This window comes from Agromyces sp. SYSU T00194 (assembly GCF_040496035.1).
Classification (GTDB): domain Bacteria; phylum Actinomycetota; class Actinomycetes; order Actinomycetales; family Microbacteriaceae; genus Agromyces; species Agromyces chitinivorans.
This window is the reverse complement of the sequence record NZ_JBEPJZ010000001.1, coordinates 1064844-1078508: the sequence shown is the minus strand read 5'-3', so window position 1 is coordinate 1078508 and position 13665 is coordinate 1064844. Positions and strand designations below refer to the sequence as shown.

The window sequence follows — 13665 nt, the reverse complement described above, 5'->3', positions numbered from 1 at the left end:
GGGCCTGCGCATGGGTGAGGATCGGGAGCGGTTCGAAGAGCTGCGCGACGCGGGGGTCGACAAGCCGCCGCCCGAGCAGACGGAGCCGTGGAACGCCGAGCCGGGGGCGGTCGACGACCTCGTCGCCCGAGAGGAGTGGGCGGGCGCGGACGTCGACGGGAGCGTGCCGGGCGACTCGGGCTACGACGCGACCGACTTCAACGACCACGTGGCCGAGGTGACTGCCGACTCGATCGTGCCCGGCGACGTCGGCGCGACCGCGGATCGCACCTACCAGTGGGGCCAGGTCGCGGTCACGAAGGGCTCGTGCCTCGGCTGCGCCGGCGTCGGCCTCGTCGTGGCGATCATCGGCGCGGTGATCGGCTACCTCATCTGGAGTTCCCTGACCGCCGCCGCCGGCGGCGGCTCGGCGCAGCCCAGGACCGACGGCGAGCAGGTCGCGGCCGCGCCCGCGGTGGAGGACCTCGCCCTCGTCGAGGGCCCGTGGCGCATCCGCAACGACGACCTGGTCGTCGGCGGAGCGAGCACCGGGTACACCTCGGTCGACCGCGGCACCTTCACCCTCGCCGACGGCGGTGCGGTGCTCATCGGCACCCCCGAGGCCGAGGGCGAGGCGGCGCTCACGTTCGCCCTGACGGACTCCTCGCCCGACCAGCGCACGTACGAGACGTCGTTCATGGGGGCGACCTACACGATCGTGTTCGACGAGCCCGGGCACTTCACCGGCGAGATCGTGCTCGAGGACGGCACGATCCAGCGGCAGGTCGAGGGCTGGAGCGAGCTCGACGAGCAGGGCGAGGCGCGCAGCGACCTGCCCGAGCTCTCCGAGGCGTCCGGGCCGTCGGTCGGCACCGGCTCCGGCGGCACGGTCGGCAGCGGATGCACCGAGGCATGGATGCCCGCGGACTTCACGCTCTCGGGCGTGACCTTCGGTGCCGATCCCGGGCAGGGCTGCGCCGGCCTCGCCATCGGGTCCGGGGCGGGCGAGGTCGCCGACCTGATCGCGGCCGAGGCCGACCGACTCGGAACGGACGCCACGAGGGCGGGAGACGGGTCGCTCGTGCTGGGCTGCGTCGGCGGTGTCGGCCCGGTGCGATTCGAGCTCCAGGAGGCCGGCGACGCCACGCTCGTGGTCGCCACGGAGGCGCCGGGCGGCTGCTGACCGCCGCACGGGTCAGGGCGGGTCGTTGACGAACCGGAAGCGCACGCGCGCCGAGTCGTCGAACGGCACGACGTAGGTCGACCCGCTCGGCGTCCACTCGGCGGGCACCAGGAACAGGCGGTCCTCCCCCACCACGAGCAGGCGCAGGCCGCGATAGCGGAAACGGAAGGCGTCGCCGTCGCCCGCGGGCAGCGCCTCCTCGCGCACCACCGGGTCGCCCGGAACGAGGGGTTCGCCGAGGTCGAGCACGATGGCGGGCAGGCCCCCCAGGTCGCGCGCGAGCGCCTTCGCCTGCCCGCGGCCCGACCACTCCGCGAGCGTCGCCGTCGCCCAGAACACCGTCACGACCACCACTGCGCCGAGCAGCACCACGACGGCCCGGCCGCGGGGTCGCGGGGCGGTCGGGGCAGGCCCCGGGGCATCCGTCGCCGAGGCATGCGTCGGCGGAGCAGTGGTCGGATGCCGCGAGCCCCACGCGACCGCGTAGGCGAGCAGTCCCGCGCCGACGCCCAGCACGATCGGCGTGGCCAGCGGGTAGTACGGCCACGCGCCGATCAGGGGGAACGCCGCGAGCAGGAGCACCGCAGCGACGAGGAAGGCGATGCCGGTGATGCGCAGCGCCCGGATGCCCGCGCGCACCCGGGGGTCGTCGCGACCGCCGAACCGCCGGCGCAGCAGCACGTGCACCGCCGCCAGCAGCGCCGAGAGCAGCAGCAGGGCGAGCATCGGCACCAGCAGCGGTTGGGGGCTGCGCATGATGAACTCCTGCGTGCTGAACCCGAGCACGTCGACGTCGACGCCGAAGTAGCGGAACTGCGCGCGCGACGACACGTACCCGAAGTAGAACAGCACGGCGCCGATCAGCGTGGCCGGGGCGATCACGTTGCCGACGACGCTCCAGATGCGCTGCAGCGTCGTCGGCGCGGCATCCGTCGCGGTCGACGACGTGCCCTCCGCGGTCACGCGTCGCCCCCGGTCGTGCCCTCCGGCCGTTCGACCTCGTTCCACTCCTCGTCGGGCACGATCGCAGCGGCGTCGCACGCGGACTGGTCGGGGCAGGTGAGCGTGCCGTCGAGGCGGAACCGCAGCAGCGCCGCGGCCGGGTCCTCGGGGGCGAGCACGACGGCGCAGCCGTCGCCCGGCCGCGTGATCGTCGTCTCGGTGCAGGCGTCCTGCCCCTCGCATCCGCCCGGCACCACCGCGCCCGGCGTCGCGGGGTCGATCGCGATCGCGTCGACGGCGAGCGAGACGCCGTCCGGCAGCGGGTCGTTCCAGAACAGCGACACGCACCAGTCGCCGCCCACGTCGGTGGCGATGCCGCTCGACCCGATCGGCAGCCCGGGCAGGGCGATCACGACGCCCGCGTCGGCCGTCTCGAGCGGCGTCTCGGTGGGCTGGTCGCTCGCGGTCGGCGAGGCGGTGTCGGTCTCGAAGACATCGGTGATCACGGGATCTGCGCATCCGGCGAGTGCGATCCCGGTCAGGGCGATCGCCGCGGCGATCACTGCGAGGCGTGGACCTCGCGAGCGAGGGGCCATGCCCACACGCTAGCGGCTCGGCGTCCGCCGGCATCAGGGCTGGACCGGAGCGGCGTGCGTCCCGAGGAGTCAGCCGCGGGCACGCACCGGCAGCGGAATGCCGGCGCGCTTCAGGTTCGCAAGCGTCGCGAGCAGCAGGAAGACCGCGAGGGCCACGAACGCGATCTGGCCCCTGCCCGCCTCGAGCGCCTGCCCGATGAACGGGATCACGATGACCGGGAGCAGCAGCGACACGAGGGTGAGCAGGGCGAGCGGTTCGCTCGGGGCATCCGGGAACAGGTCCTCCGCCTCCGAGAGCGCGGTGGCGTAGGGCACGCCGAGCCCGGTGCCGAGCAGCACCACGCCGCCGAACGCGACCGCGGTCGTCGGGTCGAAGGCGATGCCGCCGAGGCCGACGGCGGCGAGCAGCAGTGCACCGGTCAGCCAGGCGTGCGGCAGGCCGCGCTGCCGGAGCGACCCGCCCACGACCCGCAGGACCGCCGAGAGCACGAACAGCACGAACGAGATCGCACCCGCGATCGCGCTGCGCACGTCGCCGTCGCGGGTCAGGTACTCGATGAGCCACGACCCGAGGATGAGCGGCACGCCGAACAGCGCCGTGAACATCATGGCGAGGCGGTAGACCCGGACGCGCCGCACCGCCGCACCGAGGAACCCGGGGACGTGCGGCGGGCGTTCGGCGCGCGCCCCGTGGCGGCCGGGCACCGTCAGCGCGCCCGCGACGGCGAGCAGCGACGCGACGACGAACCCGACTCGCCAGTCGACGCCCAGGTCGTTCAGCCCGCTGCCCAGCAGCAGCGCGCACGCGATGCCCGCCTGGATCGCGCCGCCGAAGACCCCGAGGAGGCGCGCGCCGCCGACCTCGCGCGCCCAGACCGCGCCGAGCGTGTTGATGACCGCGAACCCGAGCCCGGGGAGCACGCGGCCGACCGCGAGCCCGGCGAAGATCGGGGAGACCGCGAAGATGAGGTTGCCGGCCGCGACCGTCCAGCAGCCGATCTGCAGGCCGCGGGTCACGCCCACCCGCTCGCCGAACCGCGCGGCGAACAGCAGCCCGACGATCATCGAGCCGAGGAACAGCGAGCCCGACAGCACGCCGACCGCTGCCAGCGAGACGTCGAAGTCCTTCGCGAGCACGGATGCCACCGGGCCGACGTTGCCCGCGTTCCACGCCCCGCAGAATCCGACGAGCGCCACCGCGATCACGACGCGGGGCGCAGGCCGGGGTCGTCCTTCGGTCGAGGTCATCGCTCCCCCCAGAGCCAGCCGACGCGCACAGCATACCGAGGCCCGCACGCCCCAGCACCCCCGAGACCCGTCGATTCCCTGCGCTCCCACGCCCGGGAACGCAGGGAATCGACGGGTCTGGAGGCGGAGGGTGCGGCTAGCGTGGGCGCATGCGCATCGCCGACAGCCACGACCTGATCCGCGTGCAGGGCGCGCGCGAGCACAACCTGAAGGACGTCAGCGTCGCGCTGCCGAAGCGTCGGCTCACCGTCTTCACGGGCGTGTCCGGATCGGGGAAGAGCTCGCTCGTGTTCGGCACCATCGCCGCCGAGTCGCAGCGCATGATCAACGAGACCTACAGTGCGTTCGTGCAGGGGTTCATGCCGACGCTCGCCCGGCCCGATGTCGACGTGCTCGAGGGGCTCACGACCGCGATCATCGTCGACCAGGAGCGCATGGGCGCCAACGCCCGCTCGACGGTGGGCACCGCGACCGACGCGAACGCGATGCTCCGCATCCTGTTCAGCCGGCTCGGGCAGCCGCACGTCGGGTCGCCGCAGGCGTTCTCGTTCAACGTGGCATCCGTCTCCGGAGCCGGCGCCGTGACGTTCGAGAAGGGCGGCCAGACGACGAAGGAGCGGCGCAGCTTCTCGATCACGGGCGGGATGTGCCCGCGCTGCGAGGGCATGGGGCAGGTCAACGACATCGACCTCGCGCAGCTCTACGACGACGCGAAGTCGCTCGCCGACGGCGCGCTCACGATCCCCGGGTACAAGGCGGACGGATGGAACGTGCGCCTGTACTCCGAGTCGGGCTTCCTCGACCCCGGCAAGCCGATCCGCGACTACACCGAGCGCGAGCTCCACGACTTCCTCCACAAGGAGCCGACGAAGGTCAAGCTGGCCAACATCAACATGACGTACGAGGGGCTCATCCCCCGCGTGCAGAAGTCGTTCCTGTCGAAGGACCGCGAGTCGATGCAACCGCACATCCGGGCGTTCGTCGACCGCGCGGTCACGTTCACGACCTGCCCCGACTGCGGCGGTACCCGGCTCAGCGAGGCGGCCAGGTCGTCGAAGGTCGACGGTGTGAGCATCGCCGACGCGTGCGCCATGCAGATCAGCGACCTCGCGGCCTGGGTGCGGGGGCTCGACGAGCCGTCGGCCGGCCCGCTGCTCGCGTCGCTCGGCGACATCCTCGACTCCTTCGTCGAGATCGGGCTCGGGTACCTGAGCCTCGACCGGCCGACCGGCACCCTGTCGGGCGGCGAGTCGCAGCGCACCAAGATGATCCGCCACCTCGGCTCGTCGCTCACCGACATCACCTACGTGTTCGACGAGCCGACGATCGGGCTGCACCCGCACGACATCCGCCGCATGAACGAGCTGCTCCTGCGCCTGCGCGACAAGGGCAACACCGTGCTCGTGGTCGAGCACAAGCCCGAGGCGATCGCGATCGCCGACCACGTGGTCGACCTCGGCCCGGGCGCCGGCGCCGCGGGCGGCGAGGTCGTCTACCAGGGCACGGTCGACGGGCTGCGCACGAGCGGCACGCGCACCGGGCGCCACCTCGACGACCGGGCCTCGGTGAAGGACGCCGTGCGCACCCCCGCCGGCGCGCTGGAGGTGCGCGGCGCGAGCGAGCACAACCTCCGCGGCGTCGACGTCGACATCCCGCTCGGCGTGCTCGTCGTGCTGACCGGCGTCGCGGGTTCGGGCAAGAGCTCGCTCGTGCACGGCTCGGTGCGCGGCCGCGACGGCGTGGTCTCGATCGACCAGACCGCGATCCGCGGGTCGCGCCGCAGCAACCCCGCGACCTACACCGGGCTGCTCGAGCCCATCCGCAAGGCGTTCGCGAAGGCCAACGGCGTGAAGCCCGCCCTGTTCAGCGCGAACTCCGAGGGCGCGTGCCCGACCTGCAAGGGCGCGGGAGTCATCTACACCGACCTCGGAGTGATGGCGGGCGTCGAGACCGTGTGCGAGGAGTGCGACGGCCGCCGGTTCCAGGCCGCGGTGCTGGAGTACCGACTGGGCGGACGCGACATCAGCGAGGTGCTCGCGATGCCGGTCGACGAGGCGCTCCCCTTCTTCGGCGAGGGCGAGGCGCGCATCCCGGCCGCGCGTGCCGTCCTCGCCAGGCTCGCCGACGTCGGGCTCGGCTACCTGAGCCTCGGCCAGCCGCTCACGACGCTCTCGGGCGGCGAGCGGCAGCGCCTGAAGCTCGCGACCCAGATGGGCGAGCCGGGCGATGTCTACGTGCTCGACGAGCCGACCACGGGCCTGCACCTCGCCGATGTCGCGCAGCTGCTCGGCCTGCTCGACCGCCTCGTCGACGGCGGGAAGTCGGTCATCGTGATCGAGCACCACCAGGCCGTCATGGCGCACGCCGACTGGATCATCGACCTCGGCCCGGGCGCCGGCCACGACGGCGGCACGGTCGTGTTCGAGGGCACGCCCGCCGAACTCGTCGCGGGCCGCAGCACCGTGACCGGGGAGCACCTGGCCGAGTACGTCGAGGCCTGAGCGAGCGGATGCCTCGGGGCGCCCGCCCGCACGGGGCATCCGCTCGCCGCCACCCGGGCCGGCCGCGCCCCGCGAACGGGGGCGATCGCACCACGAACCGTTGACGAGGGATCCTCGTGCTTGCCAAGCTGGCGAGCGACGCCGGGCACCCGGAGCCCCGGCGGGGGGAGGCGATCGTCATGGCCCTGTCGCACCGCGCGAACAACGCCCGTGCCGCCATCGAGGCGATGATCACGTTCTTCGGCCGGATGTCCGACGCCGATCGGCCCGACGCGATCGACCTCACCTTCGGGAACCCGCACGAGATGGCGCTGCCGGCCCTCGTCGACGCGATGCGCGACCAGCTCGAGCCGCGCACGGTCGACTGGTTCGCCTACCAGAACAGCCGGCCCGAGGCGCAGGAGGCGGTCGCCGCCGGGCTCCGCACCGAGCTCGGTCTCGACTTCGCGCCGGCCGACATCGCGATGACGCAGGGCGCGTTCGGGGCGATCGAGCTGGCCTTCGCGGCCCTGGCCGACGGCGGCGACGAGGTGGTCGTCCCGATGCCGGGATGGTTCTGCTACGCGCCGATGCTGCGAGTGGCCGACCTCGTGCCGGTGCAGGCACCGCTCGACCCGGAGACCTTCGACCTCGACATCGACGCGATCGCGCGCGCCATCACGCCGCGCACGCGCATCGTCGTCGTGAACTCCCCCGCGAACCCGACCGGGCGGGTGTACCCGAAGTCGACGTGGGACGCGCTCGCGGAGGTGCTCGAGACCGCGTCGAGCGCGCACGGGCGCCGCATCTGGCTGCTGTCGGACGAGCCCTACCGTCGCATCCGCTTCGACGGCATCGGCTTCGCGAGTCCCGCGGGGTCGTACCCGTGGACCCTCATCGACTACAGCTACGGCAAGGTGCTGCTCGCGCCCGGGCAGCGGCTCGGCTACCTGGCGATCTCGCCGCTCGTGCCGGAGCCGGAGCGCGTCGAGCTGCGCGAGTCGATGGCGGCGCTGCAGCTCGCGATCGGCTGGGGCTGGCCCGACTCGATCATGCAGCGGGCGGTGCCGGTGCTCGAGCACGTCTCGATCGACCTGGCCGAGTTGACCCGACGCCGCGACCGCGTGTACGGGGCCCTGGTCGATGCGGGATACACGATCACCCGGCCCGAGGGCACGTTCTACCTCTGGGGCAGGGCGCCCGACGGCGACGGCGACGCGTTCGTCGACGCCCTGGCCCGGCGCGGCGTCTACGTCTTCCCGGGCGCGCAGTTCGACCAGCCGCACCACTTCCGCATCTCGCTCACCGCCACGATGGACATGCTCGAGCGCGCGCTCCCGCACTTCCTCGACCTCGCGCAGCCGTCGGGATGAGACGCATTCCACACCCACCGGCACTGTATTCCGGCCTCCGGATGCGGCCGCCCCTAGCCTGAGTGCGGGCGGCAGCGATGCACCCCGACGGCGCAGGCGCCGGTCGCCCCCGGAAGGAGACGGACGTGGGACGAACGACGGCACGAGGCCCCTGGGGGCCGGCGTGGTGAGGGTCGGGGTGCGACGCGAGCGCGCACCGCACGAACGGCGCGTCGCCGCCACGCCCGAGACGGTGCGCAAGCTGGTCGGCCTGGGGCTCGAGGTCGTGATCGAGGCGGGTGCGGGCACTGAGGCCGGCTACCCGGACGCGGCGTTCGCGGAGGCCGGCGCCGCGATCGCGCCGACGGTCGAACCGTCGGCGATCGACGTGCTCGCCCACGTGCGGCCGCTCGATGCGGCCGCCGCGGCCGCGCTCCGACCGGGCACGGTCACGGTCGGCTTCGCCTCTCCCGGCAGCGACCTCCCGGCCGTCGCCGCGCTGCGCGACGCGGGGGCGACGGCGTTCGCGCTCGAGCTGATCCCCCGAATCTCGCGCGCGCAGTCGATGGACGCGCTGACCAGCCAGGCGCTCGTGAGCGGGTACCGCTCGGTGCTCGAGGCCGCGACCCGGCTCCCCCGCTTCTTCCCCCTGTACATGACGGCCGCGGGCACGGTGCCGCCGGCGAAGGTGCTCGTGCTCGGCGCGGGCGTCGCCGGCCTCCAGGCGATCGGCACGGCGAAGCGCCTGGGCGCACGCGTCTCGGCGAACGACATCCGCCCGGCCTCCGCCGACGAGGTCGCCTCGATGGGCGGCACCTTCATCTCGCTCGACGTCGACGGCGCCGCGGCCGGCGGCTACGCGCGCGAGCTCGGCGAGGACCGCGCCGAGCTGCAGCGCCGCCTGCTCGCCCCCCACGTCGCGGAGTCCGACGTGCTCATCACGACCGCCGCCGTGCCGGGTCGTCGCGCGCCCCGGCTCGTGACCGCCGAGATGGTCGCCGCGATGCGCGCGGGTTCGGTGGTCATCGACCTGGCCGCGGAGAGCGGCGGCAACGTCGAGGGCACCGTGCCCGGCGCCGACACCGCGGTGCCCACCAGTGCCGGCGACGGCACGGTCACGATCGTGGGGCTGACGGATGCCGCATCGACGATGCCGTACGACGCGTCGCGCCTGTACGCCGCGAACGTCGCCAACCTGCTGGCACTCATGACCGCCGACGGTGCGGTCGCCCCCGACCTCGGCGACGAGGTGCTCGCAGGCGCCTGCCTCACGCACGACGGCCGGGTGCGCCACGCGCCCACGGCGGAGGCGCTCGCCGCATCGGCCGAACGGCCGCGACCGGAAGGAGGCCGCTGATGGACGGCGTCGCCCTGCTCACCATCACCGTGCTCGCGGTGTTCGTCGGGTTCGAGGTGGTCTCGAAGGTGACGAGCACCCTGCACACCCCGCTCATGTCGGGCGCGAACGCGATCCACGGCATCATCCTCATCGGCGCGATCATCGTCGCCGGCCAGGCCGACGACACCGCGACGCTCGTCGTCGCCCTCATCGCGGTCGTGCTCGCCACGGCGAACCTCGTCGGCGGGTTCGTCGTGACCGACCGCATGCTCGAGATGTTCCGCGGCCGCAAGGCCGGGTCCTCCGACCGATCGGGGGCCGAGCGATGATCCTCCTCGACCCGACCTGGACCGCGGTGCTCTACCTGGTCGCCGCCGTCTGCTTCATCCTCGCCCTGAAGGGCCTGAGCTCCCCCCGTCACGCCCGTCGCGGCAACCTGATCGGCGCGGCGGGCGCACTGCTCGCCGTCGTCACCGTGTTCCTGTCGTCGCGCGTCGACAACCTGCCGTGGATCCTCGCTGCGATCGCCGTCGGCTCCGCGATCGCCGCGCCGGTCGCGCGGCGCGTGCAGATGACCCAGATGCCGCAGCTGGTCGCCCTGTTCAACGGCGTCGGCGGCGGCGCGGCCGCGCTGGTTGCACTGCTCGAGCTCCCGCACGCCGACGGCCCATGGGTGCGCCTCGCGATCGCCTTCACGCTCTTCATCGGAGCGGTGTCGTTCGCGGGCTCCATGGTGACGTTCGCGAAGCTGCAGGAGCTCATGACCACCCGGCCGATCGTGTTCCCCGGGCTCGCGGTGCTCACCGTCCTCGCCGCGGCGGCCGCGCTCGCCACCGGCGCGGTGCTCGTCGCGGCCGGCCCCGCGTGGGCGGCGATCGCGCTCGCCGTGATCGGCCTGGTCTCGGGCATCCTGCTCGTGCTGCCGGTCGGCGGCGCCGACGTGCCCATCGTCATCTCGCTGCTCAACGCGTTCACGGGCCTCGCGGTCGCCGCGTCGGGGCTCGTGCTCGGCAACGTGCTGCTCGTCGTCGCGGGCACCCTGGTCGGCGCGTCGGGAACGATCCTCACCCGGGCGATGGCCGCGGCCATGGGGCGCTCCGTCGCGGGCATCCTCTTCGGCGCCTTCCGCGGCGGCTCGACCGCCGGGTCGACGGCGGTCTCCGACCGCCCGGTGCGCTCCTCCACCGCGGCCGACATCGCCGTGCTCCTCGGATACGCGCAGAAGGTCGTGATCGTGCCCGGCTACGGGCTCGCGGTCGCGCAGGGCCAGCACACGATCGCCGAGCTGCAGTCGGCGCTCGAGGCACGCGGCATCGAGGTGAGCTACGCGATCCACCCGGTCGCCGGCCGCATGCCCGGGCACATGAACGTGCTGCTCGCCGAGGCCGACGTGCCCTACGAGTCGCTCGTCGAGATGGACCGCGCGAACCCCGGGTTCCGCACCACCGACGTGGCCCTCGTCGTCGGCGCGAACGACGTGGTCAACCCGGCCGCGAAGACCACGCCCGGTTCGCCGATCCACGGCATGCCGATCCTCGAGGTCGGCGACGCCAAGCAGGTCGTGTTCCTCAAGCGCTCGATGCGCCCCGGGTTCGCCGGCATCGAGAACGAGCTGCTCCACGACCCGAAGACCACGCTGCTGTTCGGCGACGCGAAGGCGTCGCTCACCGAGCTGCTGGCCGCGGTCAAGGCGCTCTGAACCGAGCGGATGCCTCCGGCCGACGCGCCGGCCCGGGGCATCCGCTCGCTGCTCACGACTCGGGGATGGGCTCCTTCGGGAGCTTGCGCACCTTCGTGCGACGGCGGCGTCGCTCGGGGATCATCGAGCGCATCTCCTCGAGCTTGCCGAAGCAGAGCAGCCGGTCGCCCGCCTCGAGCACGGTGCTCCGCTTCGGGTTCGGCACCACGTTCGAGCCGCGGTGCAGGGTCAGCACCGTGATGTCGCGCTCCGGCAGGCCCGACTCGCCGAGCTTCGACCCGACGATGTCGGCGCCGGTGTGCACGACGAGCTCGGCCACGCCGTAGCCCGTCGAGACGGTGAGGCGCTGGCGCACGTCGATCTCGGGGAAGGCGACCTGGTTGGCCATGTAGTCGATGATCGCTCCCGCGACGTCGAGCTTCGTCGCGGTCTCGACGCCCTCGAGCCCGGGCGACGAGTTGACCTCCATCACCAGCGGGCCCTCGTTGCCCTCGAGCATGTCGACGCCCGCGACCCGCAGGCCCATGATCTGCGCCGACCGCACGGCAGCCTGCTCGTAGGCCGGCGTCAGCTCGACCGGCTCGACCGTGCCGCCGCGGTGCACGTTGGAGCGGAACTCGTCGCCCGAGGCGACGCGGCGCATGGCCGCGACCACGCGGTCGCCCACGACGAGCGCGCGGATGTCGCGCCCGCGGCTCTCCGCCGCGAACCGCTGGATCAGCACGTTCTGCTTCGTCGAGTGCAGCGTCTCGATGATCGCCTCGGCGACCTTCACCTCGGGCGCGAGGATCACGCCGATGCCCTGCGTGCCCTCGAGCAGCTTGATGACGACCGGGGCGCCGCCGACCCGCTCGATCGCGGGGCGCACGTCGGCGCGGTTCCGCACGAACGTCGTGGCCGGCATGCTGATGCCGTGCCGCGAGAGGATCTGACTGGCGCGCAGCTTGTCGCGCGAGTTCGTGATGCCGTTCGCGGTGTTCGGCGTGTACACGTCCATCTGCTCGAACTGGCGCACCACGGCCGTGCCGAAGTACGTGATCGAGTTGCCGATGCGGGGCAGGATCGCGTCGTAGTCGCTCAGGCGCTTGCCGCGGAACTGCAGGTCGGGTTCGTCGCCCGAGAGGTCGATGGCGAAGCGGAGCGTGTTCAGCACCTTGACCGTGTGACCGCGCTGCTGGGCGGCGGCGCGGAGGCGCTGGGTCGAGTACGCGTGCGGGGCGCGCGACAGGATCGCGAGTTTCATGGGGAGGCACCTGCGAGGATGGGGCGATGGACGAACCCCCCAATTCAAGCACCATCGCAGGATGGCGCGAATGGGTTGCGCTCCCGGGCATCGGCGTGCCATGGATCAAGGCGAAGCTCGACACCGGCGCGCGCACGTCCGCCCTGCACGCGTTCGAGGTCGAGGAGTTCACGCGGAACGGCGTCGACCACGTGCGCTTCGGCGTGCACCCCTGGCAGGAGACCGACGCCGACGCCGTCGTCGTCGAGTCGCCGGTGCACGACCGGCGCTCGGTGCGCAGTTCCTCCGGCCACGTTGACGAGCGCATCGTCGTGCTCATGGACCTCGTGCTCCTCGGCCGCACCATGACCGCCGAGGTCACGCTCACCAACCGCGACCAGATGGGCTTCCGGATGCTCGTGGGCCGCGAGGCGCTCCGCCAGGGGTTCCTCGTCGACCCCGGGGCGTCGTTCGTCGGCGGGCGCGCGCCGCGTGCGGCGCGCCGCCGCAACCGCGGACGCTGACCCGGGGCATCCGCTCGCCCGCCGCTCGCCGTACCCGAAGGCGCACCGGCACGCACCGGTGACGTCGGCCCGTGTTCCTGCGCGGTCCGATGGGATCGGCGCCTGCCGACGACCGGCATCCAGCCGATCGTCAGGCCCGTGCCCGGCGCGCCGGTAGACTCGGAGGGTCGGGAAGCACGAGAGACGGAGCACACGAGTGACGGATGCCGCCGGGGCCGCGCGCGGCGCGGACCGCTCGTGGATCGCACCCCTCGTGCGGGCGGGCCTCGCCCTCGTCGGCGCCGTGGTGATCACCTTCTCCGCCGACCACTCGACGACGTTCGGGCTGCTCGTCTTCGGCGCCTGGGCGATCGCGACCGGGCTCGTGGTCGGCGCGCTGCAGCTGCGCCTCGAGGCCGATCGCCCGACGCGCACGCTGCTGACCGTCGCATCCGTCGCCACGGTCGTCTCGGGCCTCCTCGCGCTCACCGTGCCGGCCGTGCTGCCGATGCTCTCCTACGTGATCAGCGTCTGGGCCGCCGTGACCGGCTTCCTCGAGCTGTTCGCCGGCCTGCGCACCCGCGGGTGGCACGCCGCCGCGCGCGACCGCGTCGCCGTCGGCGCGTTCACCGCGATCCTCGCGATCGTCTTCCTGCTGCTGCCGCCCGACAACTCCGTCGTCGCCGTCGGCCTGTTCGGCGCCTACCTCGCCATGATCGGCGTGTTCCTCGCGATCGGGGCGTTCTCGATGCGCTGGGCCGCGAACGACCGCGGCGCCTCCCCCGACCAGGCGGACGCGTCCCCCGGCGCCGCCACGAAGGACGACTGATGAGCTCCACCCCATCCGACGACGACCAGCAGCACCCCGGCCCGAGCCGGCGCGACGTGCTGCGCCCGGTCGAGCTGGTCGGCGGCTCGGCGCTCGCCGCGGTGTTCGTCGGCGTCATCGTGCTGATGACGACGCGCGAGTGGCAGCTGACCGCCATCTCGGCGGGCATCGTCTTCATCGTGGTGCTCGTGGTGCTGGCGATGTTCGCCCTCACGTTCAAGGACGACGAGGCGATCGACCCGCGCGACGAATCGCCCGACCCCGGCGAGGAGCCCCCCGGCCACTGAGCGCGC

The 13665-nt window shown here is 73.2% G+C and carries 13 protein-coding genes; 9 read left to right on the top strand and 4 right to left on the bottom strand.

What is annotated here, in order from left to right:
* The first annotated feature begins 10 nt into the window (after positions 1 to 10).
* Positions 11 to 1162: a hypothetical protein gene (locus ABZK10_RS05000; protein ID WP_353808087.1), complete on the top strand. Its 1152-nt coding sequence runs from the start codon at positions 11 to 13 to the stop codon at positions 1160 to 1162.
* 12 nt (positions 1163 to 1174) lie between these two features.
* Here the strand turns inward: ABZK10_RS05000 and ABZK10_RS04995 are convergent, their stop codons facing one another.
* From ABZK10_RS04995 to ABZK10_RS04985, 3 genes are all read right to left on the bottom strand, one after another.
* The gene (locus ABZK10_RS04995) at positions 1175 to 2125 is read right to left on the bottom strand and encodes a hypothetical protein (RefSeq protein ID WP_353808086.1); all 951 of its coding nucleotides are present in this window, start codon (positions 2123 to 2125) and stop codon (positions 1175 to 1177) included.
* Positions 2122 to 2700, bottom strand: coding sequence for a hypothetical protein (locus ABZK10_RS04990; RefSeq protein WP_353808085.1), 579 nt, complete (start codon positions 2698 to 2700; stop codon positions 2122 to 2124). The genes ABZK10_RS04995 and ABZK10_RS04990 overlap by 4 nt, the downstream gene beginning before the upstream one ends.
* A 69-nt stretch (positions 2701 to 2769) precedes the next feature.
* The gene (locus ABZK10_RS04985) at positions 2770 to 3948 is read right to left on the bottom strand and encodes an MFS transporter (protein WP_353808084.1); all 1179 of its coding nucleotides are present in this window, start codon (positions 3946 to 3948) and stop codon (positions 2770 to 2772) included.
* A 149-nt stretch (positions 3949 to 4097) separates the two neighbouring features.
* On the opposite strand from ABZK10_RS04985, the gene ABZK10_RS04980 reads away from it, so the two are divergent.
* The 5 genes from ABZK10_RS04980 to ABZK10_RS04960 all read left to right on the top strand — a co-directional run bounded on the left by ABZK10_RS04980 (position 4098) and on the right by ABZK10_RS04960 (position 10818).
* Entirely contained in the window at positions 4098 to 6449 is a 2352-nt protein-coding gene (locus tag ABZK10_RS04980; protein ID WP_353808083.1) for an ATP-binding cassette domain-containing protein, read from the top strand.
* Between the two features lie 116 nt (positions 6450 to 6565).
* Positions 6566 to 7801 carry an aminotransferase class I/II-fold pyridoxal phosphate-dependent enzyme gene (locus tag ABZK10_RS04975; RefSeq protein WP_353808082.1) on the top strand — a complete coding sequence of 412 codons (1236 nt, stop codon included), beginning with the start codon at positions 6566 to 6568 and terminating at the stop codon, positions 7799 to 7801.
* A gap of 166 nt (positions 7802 to 7967) precedes the next feature.
* Complete coding sequence (locus ABZK10_RS04970) at positions 7968 to 9137, top strand: Re/Si-specific NAD(P)(+) transhydrogenase subunit alpha (protein ID WP_353809604.1); 1170 nt, start codon at positions 7968 to 7970, stop codon at positions 9135 to 9137.
* Positions 9137 to 9448 carry an NAD(P) transhydrogenase subunit alpha part 2 gene (locus tag ABZK10_RS04965; RefSeq protein WP_353808081.1) on the top strand — a complete coding sequence of 104 codons (312 nt, stop codon included), beginning with the start codon at positions 9137 to 9139 and terminating at the stop codon, positions 9446 to 9448. Before ABZK10_RS04970 ends, ABZK10_RS04965 begins: the two co-directional genes overlap by 1 nt.
* The gene (locus tag ABZK10_RS04960; RefSeq protein WP_353808080.1) at positions 9445 to 10818 is read left to right on the top strand and encodes an NAD(P)(+) transhydrogenase (Re/Si-specific) subunit beta; all 1374 of its coding nucleotides are present in this window, start codon (positions 9445 to 9447) and stop codon (positions 10816 to 10818) included. Before ABZK10_RS04965 ends, ABZK10_RS04960 begins: the two co-directional genes overlap by 4 nt.
* Positions 10819 to 10870: 52 nt before the next feature.
* Here ABZK10_RS04960 and ABZK10_RS04955 read toward each other — a convergent pair whose 3' ends face one another.
* Positions 10871 to 12061: a RimK family alpha-L-glutamate ligase gene (locus tag ABZK10_RS04955; protein ID WP_353808079.1), complete on the bottom strand. Its 1191-nt coding sequence runs from the start codon at positions 12059 to 12061 to the stop codon at positions 10871 to 10873.
* A gap of 26 nt (positions 12062 to 12087) precedes the next feature.
* On the opposite strand from ABZK10_RS04955, the gene ABZK10_RS04950 reads away from it, so the two are divergent.
* The 3 genes from ABZK10_RS04950 (at position 12088) to ABZK10_RS04940 (ending at position 13659) form a co-directional block, all read left to right on the top strand.
* A complete protein-coding gene (locus ABZK10_RS04950) occupies positions 12088 to 12564 on the top strand; it encodes an ATP-dependent zinc protease family protein (protein ID WP_353808078.1) in 477 nt (158 codons plus the stop codon).
* 196 nt (positions 12565 to 12760) lie between these two features.
* On the top strand, positions 12761 to 13372 hold the full coding sequence (locus ABZK10_RS04945) for a DUF308 domain-containing protein (protein WP_353808077.1): 612 nt from the start codon (positions 12761 to 12763) through the stop codon (positions 13370 to 13372).
* On the top strand, positions 13372 to 13659 hold the full coding sequence (locus ABZK10_RS04940; RefSeq protein WP_353808076.1) for an ABC transporter ATP-binding protein: 288 nt from the start codon (positions 13372 to 13374) through the stop codon (positions 13657 to 13659). The genes ABZK10_RS04945 and ABZK10_RS04940 overlap by 1 nt, the downstream gene beginning before the upstream one ends.
* Positions 13660 to 13665 lie beyond the last annotated feature (6 nt).

What these genes read in the sequence shown, in the direction of transcription:
- ABZK10_RS04955 (WP_353808079.1), bottom strand. Translation starts at nt 12,061, where the DNA reads ATGAAACTCGCGATCCTGTCGCGCGCCCCGCACGCGTACTCGACCCAG.
- ABZK10_RS04980 (WP_353808083.1), top strand. Translation starts at nt 4,098, where the DNA reads ATGCGCATCGCCGACAGCCACGACCTGATCCGCGTGCAGGGCGCGCGC.
- ABZK10_RS04990 (WP_353808085.1), bottom strand. Translation starts at nt 2,700, where the DNA reads ATGGCCCCTCGCTCGCGAGGTCCACGCCTCGCAGTGATCGCCGCGGCG.
- ABZK10_RS04965 (WP_353808081.1), top strand. Translation starts at nt 9,137, where the DNA reads ATGGACGGCGTCGCCCTGCTCACCATCACCGTGCTCGCGGTGTTCGTC.
- ABZK10_RS04985 (WP_353808084.1), bottom strand. Translation starts at nt 3,948, where the DNA reads ATGACCTCGACCGAAGGACGACCCCGGCCTGCGCCCCGCGTCGTGATC.
- ABZK10_RS04940 (WP_353808076.1), top strand. Translation starts at nt 13,372, where the DNA reads ATGAGCTCCACCCCATCCGACGACGACCAGCAGCACCCCGGCCCGAGC.
- ABZK10_RS04960 (WP_353808080.1), top strand. Translation starts at nt 9,445, where the DNA reads ATGATCCTCCTCGACCCGACCTGGACCGCGGTGCTCTACCTGGTCGCC.
- ABZK10_RS04950 (WP_353808078.1), top strand. Translation starts at nt 12,088, where the DNA reads ATGGACGAACCCCCCAATTCAAGCACCATCGCAGGATGGCGCGAATGG.
- ABZK10_RS05000 (WP_353808087.1), top strand. Translation starts at nt 11, where the DNA reads ATGGGTGAGGATCGGGAGCGGTTCGAAGAGCTGCGCGACGCGGGGGTC.